The sequence below is a fragment of the Allopusillimonas soli genome, assembly GCF_004153445.1.
GTDB classification, from domain to species: Bacteria; Pseudomonadota; Gammaproteobacteria; order Burkholderiales; family Burkholderiaceae_B; genus Allopusillimonas; species Allopusillimonas soli.
Window position 1 is genome coordinate 374,681 of the sequence record NZ_SDQC01000001.1, and the last position, 15,793, is coordinate 390,473.

Sequence of the window (15,793 nt, forward strand, 5' to 3'; positions counted from 1 at the left end):
TGCGGCTATTTCGTGACGACAAAGCCGGAGGCCTTAACTACAGGCTCCCATTGGCTGCGGAAGGCATCGATCAGCTTGCCTGATTCAACCGCATCCGCCGAAACCGGAATCAGGTCATTCTGGACCAGAGTCTGGCGCACTGAAGGCTCGGCGGTCACCGCCTTGATGGCCTGCCCCAGCATCTTCACTTTGTCGGCCGGCATGGAAGCAGACGCGAAAAAGGCATTCCAGCCGGATGCCACAAGATCGATGCCCTCGTCGGTGAAGGTAGGCACATCGGGCAGCGCCTTCTCACGCTCCTTGCCGGACGTGGCGAGAATGCGGATGCGCTTGCCCTCGTGCTGGCGCGTCAGCACGTCCAGGGTATCGATGGCCACCGGTATCACGCCGCCGATCAGATCGGTAATGGCGGGCGCCGAACCGCGATATCCGACAATTTCGCCCTTGACGCCCATGCGATCGGCCAGCATGAGGCCAAAAAAATGCGGCAGGCTGCCTGTGGCCGGCACGCCGATGTTGAACTTGCCCGGATTTTCTTTGGCCCACTTCACCAGACCTTGCATGTCCTTGATATCGTTGTCCGCGGACACAGCCACCCCAAAGCCGTACTGCGTCACCATGGATACGGGCTGGAAGTCCTTGACGGCATCGTACTCGAGCTTCTCAAACACCAGCGGCGCCACGACCATTACTGCCGGGTTGCCGAGAATCAACACATTCTTGTCCGCTGGCGCGGATTTCACATACTGAGCCGCAATACGGCCTCCTGCACCGGTCTTGTTTTCCACAACGACCGATACGCCCAGCTTTTTCTGCAGAGCTTCGCCCACAATGCGCGCGGCGCGATCCGAGGCGCCGCCGGGCGCATACCCCACGACGAGCGTAAGGGGTTCCTTCAGTGCGGGTGTATCCGCCTGGGCCGAACCCGCCAGCATCAGGGCGGACAGCACACACGGCAGCGCGGCCTTCAAGGTTATTTTGAGCATGAGTGTCTCCTTGGCGTAGATCTGTTTGTTTCCGCCAGCTTATCAAGCCGGGGAATAATTGATCTAATCAAGCATTCGATATTTAAGGGAAAACCCCCGAGGGGATAGCTGCCATGTCCACATCCTTGCAAGACGGAAAACCCGGCCCGCATGACGCGCACCCATTGCCAACACTCCATGACATGACGATGTTCCGCCTGTATCGCGCCTGGTCTGCCGCCAATCCCATCTTCACACGCCTTTGCGAGGGGCGGTTCGGTATCACCCGGCGGGAATGGCGCATCCTGGCCATCGTTTCCCAGCATGAAACCCTGACGTCCACACAGGCCGCGCATGCGGCCGCCCTGGATGCAGCACGCACTTCCCGGACCATCGGAACGCTATGCGAGAAAGGCCTGCTGACCCGCTCCCGCGAGGCCGCCGACGCCAGGATGGTGCGCATTGCGCTTTCGAAAAAGGGCCGGGAGCGCTATAACGAGATCATGCCGGTTATTGCCTCCTTGAATGAGCTTGTATTCCAGGATCTGGATGAAACGGAAATTTGTGCATTCAACAATATGCTGAATCGCGTCGTGCTGCGCGCCACGCGCATGCTCGAGGAGGATCTGGTGAAAGAGCGCCTGCACCGCGGGCATCCAGGCAAGCGCTGAAAGCCGCTACTTGCCTGCGCGCGCCGGCAGCGTGTTGTCCAGCCAATTGACGCCGGGCTCGCCCTGTTCGCGGAGCCAATCGTTGGCAGCCCGGAAATGGCCGCAACCAATGAAGGGGCGCGGCGGCCGCAAGGCCGACAAGGGTGAGGGGTGATTGGCACACAGGACATCCACCGGCCCAGCCGGAGTGTGGGTACGCAACAACGACTGCTTGGACTGCGCATGGGCGCCCCACAACAGAAATACCTTGGGGCGCGGCTGGCGCAATACATGCAGCAGTATGGCATCGGTGACGCCTTCCCATCCGCGCCGCGCGTGCGAGCCTGCCTCGTGGGCCTCCACTGTCAGGCTGGTGTTGAGCAGCAAAACACCCCTTCTCGCCCAGCGCACCAGGCTGTTGCGCTGTGCCTGAAACTCATCGGGGTACTCGCGCTGCAGTTCCGCAAACATATTGCGCAGGCTGGGCGGCGTGCGGCAATTGTCGGGAACGGAGAAAGCCAGGCCCTGGGCTTGGTTGGGGCCATGGTAAGGGTCCTGCCCCAGCACAACAACCTGAACATCCTGGGGTTCTATTTCGAGCAGCGCGCGAAAAGGCCGCAATGGAAAAATCGTTACCCCCGCAGCCAACCTGTCATCGAGAAAGCAACCCAAGTCGCCTAGTACAGCCTGCACATCTTCATCCAGAAAGGCATCGCGCCAGGACGCCGGGAGTGAGTCGACATGGGCGGGAAGATCCCCCTGAAAGGCATTCTGAGGCGCATCAGGCCCACCGGAGGCCGGCGCGGCTGCCGCTGCGCCGGCCTCCGATGGCGCGTCTTGTTTCTGCGAGGAGTGTCCGTGTCGTTCAGCCAAAGTCTGCCCCTGTGCGTCGGCGGCGCCCCATGCACCGCCCTTCTCGAGCCATCAGGTTATACAGGATACCTTGCCCGCGCCCGCAAGGCGAGTGAGACTATCCGTACAGGACACCCGCGGCGCGCCACGACACCACGCATTGCGCCCACCGTCGCGTCTGGCGATTGGCCGGCATTCGCCGTTTGACGGCGCCCCTCTGCGTCCAGCAGAATGACGCCAAGCCAGCCCGCGAATGAGGTGCGGGCAAGACAACGACAAGGATTGCGCCATCCATGGGTGAACACAACGTATTGATGCTGGCGGGCATAGGCGTGGTCGGCATGTTTTGCCAATGGCTGGCCTGGCGCATGAAATTGCCGGCCATTCTTTTTCTCTTGCTGGCCGGCCTGGCCTTGGGCCCGCTGGCCGGCATTCTGGATCCGGACGCGCTATTCGGCGAACTGTTGTTCCCATTCATCTCGCTATCGGTGGCCGTCATCCTGTTCGAAGGCAGCCTGACTCTGACATTCCAGGAAATACGTGGCGTTGAGCGCGTAGTCCGGCGTCTGGTTACAACCGGTGTAGTGATCACTGGCGGCATTACTACCTGCGCAGTCCACTGGATCATGGATTTTCCATGGGAGCTGGCTTTTCTGTTCGGCGCCATCACGGTGGTCACCGGACCCACGGTGATCGCCCCCCTGCTGCGTACAGTGCGGCCCGTTGCTCGCGTGGCCAGCACCCTGCGCTGGGAAGGCATCATCATCGATCCCATCGGCGCGCTGCTTGCCGTTCTTGCCTATGAGTTCATCATCGCCCTGCATAACACGCATGCATGGGACCACGCCTTGCTGGTTTTCGGCGAAACCGTGCTGGTGGGCGCGCTGGCCGGCGTGACCGCGGGATGGGCCGTAAGCGAAATGCTGCGGCGCCATTGGCTGGCGGACTATCTTCTCAACATCACCGTACTGGCACTGGTGTTCGCGGTTTTTGCCATCTCGAATGAAATTCAGCATGAATCCGGCCTGCTTGCCGTCACCATCATGGGAATTTGGATGGCCAACCGCCAAGGCGTACCTGTCGAGGAGATCCTTGAGTTCAAGGAAACGCTTACGCTCATGCTGCTGTCAGGCTTGTTCATCATCTTGGCCGCACGCATGGACTTGGCCAGTCTGCAGGCCCTGGGTTGGCGCGCCATTGCGGTGCTGGCCATTATGCTTTTCGTCGCCCGCCCGTTGAAGGTGCTGTTTGCCGCTTGGAATTCGCCCATGCCTTGGCGCGAACGGGCGCTGCTGGCGTGGATCGCGCCGCGCGGCATTGTGGCCGCCGCCGTGTCGGCCCTGTTCGCACTCAAGCTTGAATCGCTGGGGCTGCCTCATGCCGAGCAGCTTCTGCCGCTGACGTTCCTGGTTATCATCGGGACTGTCATACTCCAGAGCGCCACGGCGCGTCCCATCGCTGTGGCCCTGGGGCTGGGCGAACCCGAGCCAACAGGGTTCCTCATCGTGGGCGCGAACCCATTGGCGCGGGCCGTGGCCACGGCGCTGAAAGCGCAGGATGTTCCTGTACGCCTGTGCGACAGCGACTGGGACAGCATCTCCAAGGCACGCATGGAAGGCTTGCCCACCTACTACGGAAACCCGATTTCCGAGCACGCGCACCGCAACCTGGATCTGGCGGGCTTGGGCCGGATGCTCGCGCTTGGCGCCTGGGATAACTTCAACGAGCTAGTCACGGCACGCTTTCACGATGAATTCGGCAAGAACAATGTCTATGCATTGCCGGAGGCCAGTGACAATGGCAATCCCGACAAGCACCGCGCAGCAGCACGCCATCGCGGGCGCAATCTGTTCTCCCCCCAAGCCAATTACTGGACGCTCTCCACCCTGCTGGCGCGCGGCGGCAAGATCCGCGCCACGACACTCACCGATAGCTACGGCTTTGACGATTATGTGAACGGCTACGAAAACCGCCAGATTCCCCTGTTCGCGCTCAATCCCAAGGGCATTGCTGAGCCTTTCACGCTGGACGCAACACTGTCTCCGCAGGAGGGATGGACCGTGTTGAGCCTGTTTCCGCCTGACGTGGAAGCTCGCCGGCAAGACGAGAAACTGGCTCACAACGGAAACGGAAAGTAAGAATCTTGCCTAATCCTGACACACAGCGCCAAATTGGCCTATCGGGTAACGGCAGGTTGCGCATAGTCAAGTCTGTCAACGCCATACGCTTGTAATCGTCGCTCAGCTTGTCATCATGAACCCTTGGCAGTTGCAGATTCTCTCAGTTGCAGAAAAGGAGCATGCATGCACAAACATATCCGTACAGCACTTTCCAGCGCCGCCCTGATCATCGGCCTGAGCGCCGGTGGTAGCGCCGCGGCACAGCAGGCCCAGCCGCAAACATCACTCCCGAAGTCCACTGTTCCCGCACCCGACTATTCCGATCAGCAGCTCAAGCGATTCGTCAGCGCATCGCAGAAAGTGGCCATGATCTCCCAAGAATACACGCCCAAGCTCGAAGCAGCCGCCAGCGACACCCAGAAGAAGCAGGTGTTTCAGGAAGCCGACGACAAAATGGTGAAGGCGGTGCACGACGAAGGCATGACCGTGGACCAATTCAATGGCATCAATCAGGCGCTGCAGCAGGATCCAAAATTGCTTGAGCGCGTTCAGGAAATGGTGCAACAGCCCTAGCAACAGCGCTGCGGGGGTATAGCGCCTCTGCCTGCAATCGGCTCCAGCCGACGGAATGGGGCGCGCAAGCCAGCGGCCCCGCCCTACTACATAGCGGCCAGCATCGCCCGTTGTAGAAACTCTTGCACAGTCATTTTCGTGCCGTTCACATCGACGGCGTCAGCCGTATATACCAAATGGGTGCTTGCCTTGTCGTCTGCGGCTTTGGCCAAGCCGGCCATGGTCAGCTTGCCGACATAGCGGTCGAACATCAAAGCGCCCATGGCCTGGAGCTGATCGCGCTGTCCGCCCTTTGCATCGAGCTTGCCAAACACTTCTATGACCATCGGGCGGGAAACACTGAGATCGAGCTCAGCGCGCCTGATCATGGGCGGAACAAGCGAAGGCTGCATCAGTGCATCGGCGTTCGCCACGCCCAGGTCTAGCTTGAGGCTGCCACTGCTCTCGCCCTGCGCGTTCTTCCATAAGATGGGGTCCAGTGCCAGTGTGGGACTACTGGCCAGGACAGCCTCAAGCCGGCTCAGGAGCGCCTGCTGGTCGGACTCTGTCAGTTCGACATCTGCGTCGCGCTGCACGCCCTGCCGCACCTTGATTGCATCGTATTCGCTGGCGAGGGCCATGAGAGCCTTCATGTCAACGTTGTCAATCTTGCCGCCCAGCGAAAAGCTGCCCAGCTCCACTTCGCCCACAAGCACCTTGCCGAAATCGTAGCGCATGGAAGACTGGAGCATGTCGTCTTGTTGCAAGGTATCCATATGCATGGTCACCCCGCGCAGCGAAATGATGTCGGATGCGCTGCCGCCCACCTGCAGCGCATCCACTGTGACATCGCTGCGCGATTTGAGGGCGCCCGCCTCGTCCTGCGCAGTCTGGCTCTTCGCCTGGATGTTGGACAGGCTGATGACTTCGCCTGAGTTCTCGTCGGACATCAGCATGGAACTGAAGGAGGCCGCACTGTCACTGTCCTGGAAATCGTTATGGAAATCAACCGACAGTGTGCCCGCACTCATCTCGAAACGCGTGCCTTCATTAGAGAAGCGCAGCGGGGAAAACGTCCAGTGCGACTGCCCATCGCCTGAAAAACGCAGAATATTTTCACCATGGACCGGTGTCTTGTCTTCCTGGCTGTCTATCCACGCCTGAGTGCTGAGCGTTGGCTCAAGCCTGGATACGCTGTAAACCAGCAGAGGTTGAATATTCCCTTTCTTGAGCATGGCCAAAGGAAAGGGGCCATGCTGCATGTGGTCACGCAAGTGGATTTCCATGGGTTTGCCCTGTAGCCCCTTGGTCTTGATGCCATACACCACATCGGAAGAAAAAAGACCGCGATCATAGCGCTCGATGGTCATCTCGAAGGATTTTTCCGCTCCTTGCGCGCCCAATACGGCTTCCATGCGCTCGTTGGCCTTGACGACCGCATCCCGCACGACGTCTTCCGCCCGCTTCCCGACATACCACGTCGCCCCCAGCCAGGCGGCACAAAGAATTAAAACAACGCCCGCGGCGCCTGTGGACTTTTTCACTATTTCCCCTGTTCGCGCATATCACGCGGAAAACACACGCATTATCGCCGACATTGCGCCCCGCTGAAAACGCCCCTAACATAGGGCGGCGGACAGCACCCATCGGCAATGACAGGAATACAGAGACGGACATGGCCAACGCATTGGACTTTTATTTCGAATTTTCCTCACCCTACGGCTATTTTGCGGCGACGCAAGTCGAAGACCTCGCGCATGAAGCCGGCCTTGCGATCAACTGGCATCCTATACTGCTCGGCCCTATCTTCAAAGTCTCGGGCAGCGCCCCGCTGACGGAAATTCCAGTCAAGGGCGCCTATGCACTGCGCGATTTTGCACGCACTGCACACCTGTTCGATATCCCCTTTTCCCAGCCCGATCAGTTTCCCATCGGCACAGTCGCAGCGGCCCGGGCGGCCATCTGGGCGCGGCAGCACCACCCAGACCGCTTGCCGACGCTGATCAAGGCGTTATACAAAGGCTATTTTGCCGATGGGCGCAACATCGGCGACGCCGACACCGTACTGGATATTGCAGCCGGGCAAGGGCTGGATCGCCAGAAGGCCGCTGCCGGCATCGCTGACGAAGACGTCAAGAACAGATTGAAGGAAGAGGTGGCTCAGGCCATGGAGCGAGGCGTATTTGGCTCACCTTTCATTATCATCGACGGCGAGCCTTTTTGGGGCTTTGATCGCTTCCCGCATATTCGCAGGTGGCTGCAGGCTCGGCAGGCGGCCTGATCACGACTTCGGGTCAGCCCTCTGCATCGGGCTGGCTCGATGGCGCTGCCTTGCGGAATGCATCCAGCTCGGCGCATGCGGCATCGATGCGCAGCACGGTCGGGAAAGCGCTGACATCGCACTCCATGCGACGAGCGTTGAACAACTGCGGCACCAGGCACGCATCGGCCATGCCTGGCTCGTCGCCACAACAAAAGCGGCCTGTTAGTGCCGATCGGACCAGCATGGCTTCAAGGCTGGCCAGGCCAAGCGCAATCCAGTGCCTGTACCAGCCATCGCGAGCCGCGTCATCCAGCTGCAGGTCATGTTTCAAGTATTTCAAGACCCGCAAGTTGTTCAGCGGATGGATATCGCATGCGATGAGCTGAACCATGGCCCGCACATGCGCACGCGCCGCGGCGCCCTTGGGCAACAACGCGGGCTTGGGATGCGTCTCTTCAAGATACTCCATGATGGCCACGGACTCGGCCACGGCACGATCTCCGTCGACCAGCGTGGGCACAAGCTGCGACGGGTTCAGCGCCGTGTAGTTGTCCGACAACTGCTGGCCGCCATCCCTGAGCAGATGGACCGGCACGATATCGTACGGGATATCTTTCAGATTGAGTGCAATGCGGACCCGATAAGCCGCTGAGCTGCGAAAATAACTGTAGAGTTTCATGAGGACTCCGCGGGCTTTTCCACCAGTTTACGCGACAGCTCTCGCGGCAAAGGGAAGGCCACATTCTCCGGGGTACCTGCGAGTGTCCGTATTGAGATAGCGCCCAATTCCTTCAGGCGCGCAAGGACTTGTTCAACCAGTACTTCGGGCGCCGATGCGCCAGCCGTGACGCCAACGCGCTCTACGCCCTCAAGCCAGGCCGGGTCTATCATATCGGCGCCGTCCACAAGGTATGCCTTGGCGCCCTTACGCTCGGCTACTTCGCGCAGGCGATTGGAGTTGGAGCTGTTCGGGCTTCCCACGACCAGCACCAAGTCGCAATCGGGCGCCATCAGCTTGACGGCATCCTGGCGATTCTGGGTGGCGTAGCAAATGTCGCTTTTCTTGGGTTCAGCGATGGTAGGAAAACGCGCTCGCAGCGCATGCGCAACTTCAGCCGCGTCGTCCATGGATAGCGTGGTCTGTGTCACAAAGGCCAGATTGTCCGGGTTGGCTACCTGGAGGGCGGCGACATCCTCGGGCGTTTCCACCAGGTGCATGCCCTCTTCGGACTGCCCCAGCGTACCCTCGACCTCGGGATGGCCCCGATGGCCGATCATGATGATTTCCCGGCCTGCAGCGCGCATGCGGGAAACCTCGATGTGTACCTTGGTGACCAGGGGGCAGGTGGCATCGAAGATCTTGAGCCCCCGGCGCTCGGCCTCTTTGCGCACGGCCTGCGACACCCCATGCGCGGAGAACACCACAATGGCGCCAGCCGGCGCCTCGTCCAGTTCGTCGATGAAGATGGCGCCCTTCTGGCGCAAATCCTGCACGACATAACGATTGTGAACGATTTCGTGGCGAACGTAGATAGGCGCGCCATGCAGCTCCAAGGCGCGCTCGACGATATCGATGGCTCGATCGACGCCGGCACAGAACCCTCGGGGCTGGGCCAGCACGACCTCGGGTCCGCCACGGCTTCTTACCTGGCCTGCCATTACAGCACTCCCAACAAAGATACATCGATGTGCAGGTCCACGCCCGCCAAAGGATGATTGAAGTCGAACAGCATGGCATCCTGGCCCGTCTCTTTGAGGACGCCGGCGTAGCGCGCGCCATTGGGTGCGGTGAACTCGACCATGTCGCCGGGTTGGAAACCCGCCTCGGCGCCGGCATTTTCCTCGACCACGGTACGTGACACCCACTGGAGCAGATCGGGATTGCGATCACCATAGGCCTGCGCGGCGGGAATATCCAGGGAAAACCGGGCGCCTTCGGCTCGGCCCACCAGGGCGGCCTCCATGCCGGGCGCCCATTGCCCCATGCCCAGCTGCAACGTGGCCGGATTGCCGTCGAAAGAATCGGCAAAGACCGACCCCGCCGCTGGACCAGAGTCAAGGCGGATACGGTAGTGCAGGGTTAGGTATGAGTCCGGCTGGACAATTATCGGCGCGGAATCAGTCGGAGAAGTCAAAATATGTCACCGTAGCGGATCGTTTGCATGGCTCTATTTTAGAGCCATATTCATCCTGCTTCCCGTTCCGCCATGCCAGCCTCCATTTCATGCTCGCCGTCCCGCCTGTCCAACGCCGCCCCAGAGACGCAAGACGCCCCGCCACGGGGCTGCCGGCCACGCCCGCCATTAAAGAAACACGCACGCCAGGCCAGCCGGCACATCGGGCACGAGCGCCCTCGTGAACGCCTGCTGGCATTCGGCCCGCAGGCACTGACCACCGCCGAACTCGTGGCAGTCGTGCTTCGCACCGGCACGCGCGGCTGCGGCGCACTCGCGCTTGGCCACATGCTGCTGGATCGTTTTTCAGGACTGCGCGGGTTGCTTGCCGCACCCGCCGACGCGCTGATGTCCAGCAACGGACTGGGCGCCGCCAAGGCCTGCGTCATGCTGGCCATAGGCGAACTGAATCGCCGCGCCCTCGAAGAAGCACTTGCCGCGGGCCAGCCTCTGGCCGACCTGCACCAGGCAAAGCGCTATTGCGCCTGCCGGCTAAGCCACCTGACTGTCGAGCACTGCCTGGCCCTGTATCTCGACAATCAATTGCGCCTGATCAGTGCGGAAGAGGTCTCGCGAGGCACGCTCACCCAGGCCGCTGTCTATCCCCGCGAAATTGTCAAGGCAGGCCTGCAGCATCATGCCAGCGCTGTCATCCTTGCGCACAATCATCCATCGGGCACCGCCCGCGCCAGCGAGGCGGACATCAACCTCACGCAGCATCTGAAACGGGCGCTGGCACTGGTTGATATCCGCTTGCTCGACCATCTCATTGTTGCCGGCCCCGCCGTGGTTTCGCTGGTGGAACAAGGAAAACTGTAGCCTCTGCGTGCCTGCTCGGCAGGTCGCAGAGGCGGAGCATGCGTCCCATCCAGGCAAACTAGTATAGGTTTAAAATAAATAGGGCTTTAACATTGCAGTATCACGGCACAAGGACAAGAACCATGCAGACACTGTGGGATATCTCGCCGCAAGTTTCGGCTGCCTCGCCCGTGTTTCCAGGCGACACGCCCTACTCCCAGCGCTGGAACGCATCCATCGGTCCGGGCTGCCCGGTCAATGTCAGCGCAATTACGCTGTCTCCGCATGTGGGCGCACACGCGGATGCGCCGCTGCACTACAGCCCGGACGGGCAAGCCGTCGGCGCGCTTGACCTGACGCCTTTTCTGGGCCCTTGCAGGGTGGTCCATGTGCTGGACAGCGGGCCGTTGCTAACCTTGCAGCACCTGCGCGACAGCCTTGCAGACTTGCCGCCGCGGCTGCTGGTGCGTACCACAAGAAAGGCCAATACGCACAAATGGTCCGATGATTTCACGGCGTTCTCTCCGCAGGTGCTGGAACATCTGGCCGGCCTTGGCATCCTGCTGGTGGGCCTGGACACGCCCAGCATCGATCCGGCGAACAGCAAGACGCTCGACAGCCACCAGGTCATCCGGCGCCACGATATACGAGTCCTGGAAAACCTGGTGCTGGACGATGTCCCGCCAGGCGACTATGAGCTCATCGCACTGCCGCTGGCCCTGTCGCAGGCAGACGCAAGCCCCGTGCGCGCGGTACTGCGCAGTCTTCCCCTCATTCAATCCATGCAGGCTTCATCATGACCTCCTCCATATCTGGCGCCGGGCAATGCCCGATGCATTCCTCCTCTTCCGATTCCGCCGCCTGTCCGGCGCCATCCGTCCAGACGGAGCGGATCGTCCGAGACGAGCAAGCGCAGCTCGACTTCTCGCGAGACATGAGCTACGGAGACTATCTGCACCTGGACGCGCTCCTGGACGCTCAGCATCCCTTGTCGCCCGAGCACAACGAGATGCTGTTCATTGTTCAGCACCAGACCAGCGAGCTGTGGATGAAGCTTATGCTGCACGAGCTGGAGGCGGCCAGGCAGGACCTGAAATGCGACCTGTTGCAGCCCTGCTTCAAGAAACTTGCCCGGGTCAGCAAGATCATGGAACAACTGGTACACGCATGGGATGTGCTGGCAACCATGACGCCGCCCGAATATTCCGCACTGCGCCCCTATCTGGCCCAGTCCAGCGGCTTCCAGAGCTACCAATATCGCCAGATCGAGTTTTCGCTGGGCAACAAGAATGCCGCCATGCTCAAGCCCCACGCCCACCGTGCCGATCGTCTCGCCCTGGTGCAGCAGGCCTACGAAACCCCGTCCCTGTACGATGAAGCGCTACGTGCCTTGCACCGGAAGGGCTTGGCCATCCCTGCCCAATGCCTTGACAGGGATTGGACGCAACCCTACACCGCGAACGACGCTGTCGAGCAGGCTTGGCTGCAGGTCTATCGCCAGCCCGAAGACTATTGGGATCTGTACCAGCTCGGAGAAAAGCTGACCGATCTGGAGGACGCCTTCCGCCTGTGGCGCTTTCGCCATGTCACCACAGTTGAGAGAATCATCGGATTCAAGCGCGGAACCGGGGGCACGTCAGGCGTGGGCTATTTACGCAAGATGCTTGATATCGTGCTGTTTCCGGAACTCTGGAAGCTGCGCACAGACCTGTAGAAAGCAGACTGAGCTCTTGGCAGCTTGCGTACCATCTGGCAATAAGCTAGAATTCCAAGTTACCTTGGATACGTTGCCGGCTTGGGCCGGCTGGCGACCCGCCCATTTAAAGGATCAAATCATGAAAGAAGGCGTGCATCCCGAATACCGCGAAGTCGTGTTCCTGGATCAACAAACCGGCAATACGTTTATCTCGCGCTCCACGCTCAATAGCCGCGAAACCATGGAAGTGGACGGCAAGACCTATCCGCTTTTCAAGTGCGACGTCACCTCCGAGTCGCATCCGTTCTACACGGGCGCACAAACACGCATCGTCGAAACCGGCCGCGTCGAGAAATTCCGCGCCCGTTTCGCCCGCACCGCAGGCACTGTGCGCAAAAACTAAAACAGCTGGCACATTGCCCGAAACAAAAGGCAGCCTCCGGGCTGCCTTTTTAATTTAAGATACCCCCATTCCTCATCAACAGCGTATCCCTCGTGCCTTTTCACGATACCGTTTCGACACCAGCCCGTCTTACAGCCACCGCCACAGTAAAGCTGCCGCGCCTGGCCCTGCTGCTGGTGGGGCTTATCTATATTCTGGCAGGCCTGTTCTTCCGCGATCCCTGGAAGACGGATGATGTGGCAGGCCTGGCCACCATGCTCACGGCCCTGCACGAGGGCGGCAAAGCCTGGCTTCTGCCACAGATCGGCTCGTTGGCCTACGCGCAGGACGGCCCGCTTATTACATGGGTAGGCGCATTCTGCATATGGGCCTTTGCACCCGTCTTCGAGCTGTTCACGCACGATAGCCTTGACGCCGCCATCATTGCCTCACGCCTGCCCAATTTCCTCTGGTTCGGTCTGCTGACCGCCTCGGTGTGGTACGGCAGCTACCTCCTGGGCCGACGACCCGAGCCGCAACCGTTGGCGCTCCCCTTCGGCGGCGAACCCACCGTGCGCGACTATGGGCGCATGATCGCGGACGCCGCGCTGCTACTCATTGTTGCAACGGTGGGTATCGTCTGGCGCATGCACGAAACTTCCGAAGTACCGGCACTCATCGCTTTTCAGGCTTTGGCCTTCTACTCCGTTGCGCGCATGCTCGATCACCCCGCATCGGGCTCCATCAGCCTGGGCCTGGCACTGGCCGCCGCTTTCCTTACGCGCGGCTGGATCGGTGCCCTGCCCATCATGCTGGGCGTCCTGTTTGTTTTCACGCCGCGCAGCGTGCTGTGGCGCGAGAAGAAATGGCTAATTGTCACCGTGGCGCTTTGCACCACCCTGATACTGCTGTGGTGGATACCCGCGCAGCGCCTGGGCGAATATTGGACGCAGCAATGGGTGCTGTGGAATACATCTTCGTTCACATGGCCGCACTTGGGCGAAATGCTGAATGTATTTCGCGATCTGCCCTGGTTCCTCTGGCCAACGTGGCCGCTGGCCCTGCTTTCCATCTGGCGCTGGCGCGACTGGCTCCATGCGCCGCACATCCTGATTCCGCTCATGTTCACGATATGGCCGCTCGTGGTCATGCTGTGCCTGGTTGACGCCTTCGAACCCGAGTATGCGCTCATGGCGGTGCCCACCGCGGTGCTGGCGGCCTTCTCGCTGCCTACCCTGCGCCGAGGCGTGGTCAACTCGCTCGACTGGTTCGCCATCATGTGCTTTTCGCTTACCAGCGCCACCGTATGGCTGGGCTGGATCGCGCTTCAAACCGGATGGCCCGAGCAGATATCAAAGAATATTGCCCTGCAGACACGCGGCTATGTGGTGTTCATTTCCTGGCCGGCTGTCTTGATTGCCCTCGCGGGCACGCTGGCCTGGGTGGCGCTGGTGCGCTGGCGGCTGCATGCCAAGCCGGCCGAGTTGTGGCGCGGCACCGTGCTGTCGGCCGGCGGTCTTATTGTCACATGGCTACTGCTGGTCACGCTCTGGATGCCCGCACTGGACTACGTGCGCAGCTATCGCACTGTATCGGCGCAACTGTCTCAGGCGCTGGCAGATCACGTCGGCCCCGGCGAGTGCGTCCGCACGCACGGCGTGGGCATAGGCCAGCGCGCCTCGTTCCTGGTTTTCAACGGCATCAATTTCAGCTACGACCGCGACTGCAACCTGGTCCTGCAGCAGACCTCTCCCGACAAGCTGCGCGAAGGGTCGGCAGCCTACTCCGATACAGGCAAGGTGCTCTGGGTGGGCAAGCGAGGGCCGGACCGCCATGAGATCTTCCGTTTGCTACGCTTGCGCAAACCGTGAGCAAGCCCGATACAGCACAGCTGCGCCATTACATCAAAGAAACCCTCAGGCAGGCATGGCCTGTACTGGTCACATCCTGGGCCGGGATCGTATTCGGCGTCATGGACACGGCCATGGCGGGGCATGCGGGCGCCGCTGATCTTCAGGCCATGGCGCTCTCGGGGTCAATCTACATTACGGTTTATGTGGGGCTCATGGGCGTTGTACATGCGCTGATACCCATCATCGGCCAGCATTTCGGCGCCGGACGCCACCTGGATGTGGGACGCGCCTGGGGCCAGGGCGTATGGGTGGCGGCCAGCCTCTCCCTGGTTGGCGGAGCGGCCATGCTTTTTCCCGACCCATGGCTTGCCTTCTCGGGCGATGTCGAGCCCGCTGTCCGGCACAGTATCACTTGGTATCTGCGCGCACTGGTGGTTGGGCTGCCCGCCATGCTGCTGTTCCGTACCATCTACGCCCTGGGCTCGGCTGTGTCGCGGCCCAAAACCGTCATGAAAATCAATCTGGCCAGCGTGGGCGTGAAATTTCTACTCAACTGGGTTTTCATCTTCGGCAAGCTGGGCATGCCCGCGCTGGGCGCAGTTGGTGCAGGCGTCTCCACGGCGATGGTGGGTTGGCTTATGCTGGCGGCCGGCCTATGGGCCATTCATCACGACCCCTATTTCCTGCGCTTTCGGCCTCGTGTGGAACGTCCCGACTGGGCAGCGCAGAAAGAGCTGCTGCGCCTGGGGCTGCCCATGGGAGGCTCCTACCTGATCGAAGTGTGCGCCTTCACGTTCATGGCCTTGCTGGTGGCGCGTGGCGGTATGTATGTATCGGGCGGCCATCAGATCATGGCCAATCTGGCCGCCCTCTGCTATATGATGCCGATGGCTGTGGGCGTTGCCTCGGCATCGCTCACGGCCCAGGCCATCGGTGCCCGCGACACGGTGCGCGCACGGAACACGGGCCGCGCGGGCATACTGGTAGTGCTGGCTGGCGCACTGCTGACAGCCATCGCACTGGTGGCAGGCAAGTCAGCCATTCTGCGCGTCTACACCGACGACGCACAGGTTGCGCTGATTGCCGCGGCGCTCATGCAGCTGTTGCCATGGTTTCATTTGTGCGATGCCATGCAGTGCATCAGCTCATATCTGCTGCGCGCCTACAAGGTGGCGGTCGTGCCGCTCATACTGCAGGTGGCTGCCCTGACCGGGCTGGGGTTGGTAGGCGGATGGTGGCTGGGTTTCGGGCCCAAGGCCGGTGCCTTGGCGCCCGCGCTGACACGCATGGCTCCCGGCGCACCGGAAGGCGCCGGCACCATGTGGCTCATGGCCATGCTGGGCCTCGGATTCTCCGCAGCCCTGCTTTTCATCTGGTATCGCCACATCGTGAGGCGCCAGGAGCGCCTGGCGCAGGCGGGTGCATAGAAAGAGGAAAGAAAGCACCAACTGCGGCGCGCGGCGATACCAGGGGCCGTGCCATCCGCAA

Annotated in this window: 16 protein-coding genes; 10 read left to right on the forward strand and 6 right to left on the reverse strand. The window is 61.0% G+C overall.

Annotated elements, in window-relative coordinates; genetic code table 11:
- Positions 1-5: 5 nt before the first annotated feature.
- Complete coding sequence (locus tag ERD78_RS01840; protein ID WP_129967493.1) at positions 6-986, reverse strand: tripartite tricarboxylate transporter substrate-binding protein; 981 nt, start codon at positions 984-986, stop codon at positions 6-8.
- 113 nt (positions 987-1,099) lie between these two features.
- Here ERD78_RS01840 and ERD78_RS01845 point away from each other — a divergent pair, with 113 nt between their 5' ends.
- The gene (locus ERD78_RS01845) at positions 1,100-1,636 is read left to right on the forward strand and encodes a MarR family winged helix-turn-helix transcriptional regulator (protein ID WP_129967495.1); all 537 of its coding nucleotides are present in this window, start codon (positions 1,100-1,102) and stop codon (positions 1,634-1,636) included.
- A gap of 6 nt (positions 1,637-1,642) precedes the next feature.
- Here ERD78_RS01845 and ERD78_RS01850 read toward each other — a convergent pair whose 3' ends face one another.
- The gene (locus tag ERD78_RS01850; RefSeq protein WP_129967497.1) at positions 1,643-2,488 is read right to left on the reverse strand and encodes a uracil-DNA glycosylase; all 846 of its coding nucleotides are present in this window, start codon (positions 2,486-2,488) and stop codon (positions 1,643-1,645) included.
- Between the two features lie 272 nt (positions 2,489-2,760).
- Here ERD78_RS01850 and ERD78_RS01855 point away from each other — a divergent pair, with 272 nt between their 5' ends.
- Together ERD78_RS01855 and ERD78_RS01860 are read left to right on the forward strand one after the other, a co-directional pair.
- Positions 2,761-4,605: a cation:proton antiporter gene (locus ERD78_RS01855; protein ID WP_129967499.1), complete on the forward strand. Its 1,845-nt coding sequence runs from the start codon at positions 2,761-2,763 to the stop codon at positions 4,603-4,605.
- A 165-nt stretch (positions 4,606-4,770) separates the two neighbouring features.
- A complete protein-coding gene (locus ERD78_RS01860; RefSeq protein WP_129967501.1) occupies positions 4,771-5,160 on the forward strand; it encodes a DUF4168 domain-containing protein in 390 nt (129 codons plus the stop codon).
- Between the two features lie 86 nt (positions 5,161-5,246).
- On the opposite strand, the gene ERD78_RS01865 is transcribed toward ERD78_RS01860, so the two are convergent.
- Positions 5,247-6,683, reverse strand: coding sequence for a YdgA family protein (locus tag ERD78_RS01865; RefSeq protein WP_167668813.1), 1,437 nt, complete (start codon positions 6,681-6,683; stop codon positions 5,247-5,249).
- A gap of 131 nt (positions 6,684-6,814) precedes the next feature.
- Here ERD78_RS01865 and ERD78_RS01870 point away from each other — a divergent pair, with 131 nt between their 5' ends.
- Entirely contained in the window at positions 6,815-7,420 is a 606-nt protein-coding gene (locus ERD78_RS01870; protein WP_129967505.1) for a 2-hydroxychromene-2-carboxylate isomerase, read from the forward strand.
- Positions 7,421-7,433: 13 nt separating this feature from the next.
- Here ERD78_RS01870 and maiA read toward each other — a convergent pair whose 3' ends face one another.
- The 3 genes from maiA to ERD78_RS01885 are packed head-to-tail and all read right to left on the reverse strand — an operon-like array spanning position 7,434 to position 9,537.
- A complete protein-coding gene (maiA, locus tag ERD78_RS01875; protein WP_129967507.1) occupies positions 7,434-8,081 on the reverse strand; it encodes a maleylacetoacetate isomerase in 648 nt (215 codons plus the stop codon).
- Positions 8,078-9,061, reverse strand: a complete 984-nt coding sequence (gene ispH / locus ERD78_RS01880; RefSeq protein ID WP_129967509.1) for a 4-hydroxy-3-methylbut-2-enyl diphosphate reductase — start codon at positions 9,059-9,061, stop codon at positions 8,078-8,080. Before ispH ends, maiA begins: the two co-directional genes overlap by 4 nt.
- Positions 9,061-9,537 (reverse strand): FKBP-type peptidyl-prolyl cis-trans isomerase, encoded by a 477-nt coding sequence (locus tag ERD78_RS01885; protein ID WP_129967511.1) that lies wholly within the window; start codon positions 9,535-9,537, stop codon positions 9,061-9,063. The genes ispH and ERD78_RS01885 overlap by 1 nt, the downstream gene beginning before the upstream one ends.
- Before the next feature lie 72 nt (positions 9,538-9,609).
- Here ERD78_RS01885 and radC point away from each other — a divergent pair, with 72 nt between their 5' ends.
- The 6 genes from radC to ERD78_RS01915 all read left to right on the forward strand — a co-directional run bounded on the left by radC (position 9,610) and on the right by ERD78_RS01915 (position 15,732).
- On the forward strand, positions 9,610-10,395 hold the full coding sequence (gene radC / locus ERD78_RS01890; protein ID WP_129967512.1) for a RadC family protein: 786 nt from the start codon (positions 9,610-9,612) through the stop codon (positions 10,393-10,395).
- A gap of 122 nt (positions 10,396-10,517) precedes the next feature.
- Positions 10,518-11,174, forward strand: coding sequence for an arylformamidase (gene kynB / locus ERD78_RS01895; RefSeq protein WP_129967514.1), 657 nt, complete (start codon positions 10,518-10,520; stop codon positions 11,172-11,174).
- A gap of 32 nt (positions 11,175-11,206) precedes the next feature.
- Positions 11,207-12,088 (forward strand): tryptophan 2,3-dioxygenase, encoded by an 882-nt coding sequence (kynA, locus tag ERD78_RS01900; RefSeq protein WP_129968285.1) that lies wholly within the window; start codon positions 11,207-11,209, stop codon positions 12,086-12,088.
- A gap of 121 nt (positions 12,089-12,209) precedes the next feature.
- Positions 12,210-12,473 carry a type B 50S ribosomal protein L31 gene (locus ERD78_RS01905; RefSeq protein ID WP_129967516.1) on the forward strand — a complete coding sequence of 88 codons (264 nt, stop codon included), beginning with the start codon at positions 12,210-12,212 and terminating at the stop codon, positions 12,471-12,473.
- 92 nt (positions 12,474-12,565) lie between these two features.
- A complete protein-coding gene (locus ERD78_RS01910; protein WP_129967518.1) occupies positions 12,566-14,323 on the forward strand; it encodes an ArnT family glycosyltransferase in 1,758 nt (585 codons plus the stop codon).
- Positions 14,320-15,732: an MATE family efflux transporter gene (locus ERD78_RS01915; RefSeq protein WP_245152293.1), complete on the forward strand. Its 1,413-nt coding sequence runs from the start codon at positions 14,320-14,322 to the stop codon at positions 15,730-15,732. Before ERD78_RS01910 ends, ERD78_RS01915 begins: the two co-directional genes overlap by 4 nt.
- The last annotated feature ends 61 nt before the right edge of the window (positions 15,733-15,793 follow it).

Coding starts and splice junctions, on each gene's coding strand:
- ERD78_RS01840 (WP_129967493.1), bottom strand. CDS start 986: ATGCTCAAAATAACCTTGAAGGCCGCGCTGCCGTGTGTGCTGTCCGCC.
- ERD78_RS01845 (WP_129967495.1), top strand. CDS start 1,100: ATGTCCACATCCTTGCAAGACGGAAAACCCGGCCCGCATGACGCGCAC.
- ERD78_RS01855 (WP_129967499.1), top strand. CDS start 2,761: ATGGGTGAACACAACGTATTGATGCTGGCGGGCATAGGCGTGGTCGGC.
- ERD78_RS01860 (WP_129967501.1), top strand. CDS start 4,771: ATGCACAAACATATCCGTACAGCACTTTCCAGCGCCGCCCTGATCATC.
- ERD78_RS01870 (WP_129967505.1), top strand. CDS start 6,815: ATGGCCAACGCATTGGACTTTTATTTCGAATTTTCCTCACCCTACGGC.
- maiA (WP_129967507.1), bottom strand. CDS start 8,081: ATGAAACTCTACAGTTATTTTCGCAGCTCAGCGGCTTATCGGGTCCGC.
- ispH (WP_129967509.1), bottom strand. CDS start 9,061: ATGGCAGGCCAGGTAAGAAGCCGTGGCGGACCCGAGGTCGTGCTGGCC.
- radC (WP_129967512.1), top strand. CDS start 9,610: ATGCCAGCCTCCATTTCATGCTCGCCGTCCCGCCTGTCCAACGCCGCC.
- kynB (WP_129967514.1), top strand. CDS start 10,518: ATGCAGACACTGTGGGATATCTCGCCGCAAGTTTCGGCTGCCTCGCCC.
- kynA (WP_129968285.1), top strand. CDS start 11,207: ATGCATTCCTCCTCTTCCGATTCCGCCGCCTGTCCGGCGCCATCCGTC.
- ERD78_RS01905 (WP_129967516.1), top strand. CDS start 12,210: ATGAAAGAAGGCGTGCATCCCGAATACCGCGAAGTCGTGTTCCTGGAT.